The organism is Kitasatospora sp. NPDC001683 (assembly GCF_053596495.1).
Map to the genome: position 1 here is coordinate 1 of NZ_JBSFGK010000226.1, position 1,818 is coordinate 1,818.

At 75.8% G+C, this 1,818-nt stretch carries 1 protein-coding gene; it reads left to right on the forward strand.

Annotated elements, in window-relative coordinates; genetic code table 11:
* Positions 1-1,818 (forward strand): non-ribosomal peptide synthetase (locus ACWCYO_RS40630; protein WP_449787044.1); only part of this gene is annotated, 1,818 nt, incomplete at both ends.

Below are 1,818 nucleotides of genomic sequence, written 5' to 3' on the forward strand. Positions count from 1 at the left end.
CGGGAGACGGCGCTGTCGGCGTACGCGCACCAGGACGTGCCGTTCGAGCACCTGGTGGAGGTGCTGAACCCGTCCCGGTCGCTGTCCCACCACCCGCTGGTCCAGACCGGGCTGGTGGTGCAGAACGCGCCGGGTGGCGACTTCGACCTTCCCGGCCTGCGAGTCTCCGGGATCGCCCTGCCCACCGGGACGGCGCGGCTCGACCTGACCTTCGGCATCGCGGAGGAGCACGGGCCGGACGGCGCGCCGGCCGGGCTCAGCGGCGCGGTCGAGTACAGCACCGACCTGTTCGACCGCCCGACCGTCGAGGCCCTGGTCGCCCGGTGGACCAGGCTGCTGGCCGCGGTCGCCGCCAACCCGGAGCGGCCGATCGGCGGGATCGATCTGCTGTCGGCCGAGGAACGCTGCGAGCTGCTGCCCGCCGTCGAGGGCCCGGCGGCCGCGGTGAGCCTGCCGGAGCTGTTCGCGGCGCAGGTGTCGGCGGCGCCGGATTCGGTCGCGCTGGTCTGCGGTGACACCGAATTGACGTACCGTCAGCTGAACGCTCGGGCGAACCGGTTCGCGCACTCGCTGGTCGCCCGCCGGGTGGGTCCGGAGCAGCTGGTGGCGGTGGCGCTGCCGCGGTCGGTGGAGGCGGTGGTGGCGGTCCTGGGTGTGCTGAAGGCCGGGGCGGCGTACCTGCCGGTGGATCCGGCGTACCCGCGGACGCGGATCGACTTCATGCTGGCGGACGCCCGTCCGGCGCTGCTGGTCGACGACCCGGCGATGGTGGCCGGGGTCTCGGACTGGCCGGAGACCGACCCGGAGGTCGCGCTCGACGTCCGGCACCCGGCCTACGTGATCTACACCTCGGGCTCCACCGGCCGCCCCAAGGGCGTCGTGGTGAGCCACAGCGGGGTGTCGGGCCTCGTGGCGGAGCAGGTCGAGCGGCTCGGCGTGGCGCGGGGCAGCCGGGTGCTCCAGTTCGCCTCGCCCAGCTTCGACGCGTCCTTCTGGGAGCTCTGCAGCGCCCTGCTCACCGGCGCCGCCCTCGTGCTGGCCCCCGCCGAGGCGCCGCTGGAGGCGCTGACGGACCGCCGGTTGGACGTCAGCCATGTCACTCTGCCGCCCTCGGCCCTGTCCGCGCTGGAGAGCGCCGACCTCACGGCCACCACCCTGGTGGTGGCGGGGGAGGCCTGCCCGCCGGAGCTGGTGGCCCGGTGGGCGCCGGGCCGACGGATGATCAACGCCTACGGTCCGACCGAGACCACGGTGTGCGCGACGATGAGCGCCCCGCTCACGGCCGGCTCCGGCGTGCCGCCGATCGGCCGGCCGGTCGCGGGCTTCCGGGCGTACGTCCTCGACGAGCGGCTGCGCCTCGTGCCGCCGGGCGTGGCGGGGGAGCTGTACGTCGCCGGCCCCGGTCTGGCGCGCGGCTACCTGAACCGGCCGGGCCTGACCGCCGGGCGGTTCGTGGCCTGCCCGTTCGGCCCGGCGGGAGCGCGGATGTACCGCACGGGCGACGTGGTGCGCCGCCGTACCGACGGCGAGCTGGAGTACGTCGCCCGCGCGGACGACCAGGTGAAGGTGCGCGGCTTCCGGGTCGAACTCGGTGAGGTCGAGGCCGCGTTGGCCGAGCACCCCGCCGTCGCCCGGGCCGCCGTGCTCGCCCGGGACGACCGGCTGATCGGCTACGCCGCGACCCGCCCCGACGCGGCCGTCCGCCCGGCGGAGCTGGCGGCGCACCTGCGCGAGCGGCTGCCGGACTACCTGGTGCCGTCCGCGTTCGTGCTGCTGGACGCGCTGCCGCTGACGCCCAACGGCAAGCTGGACCGCGCC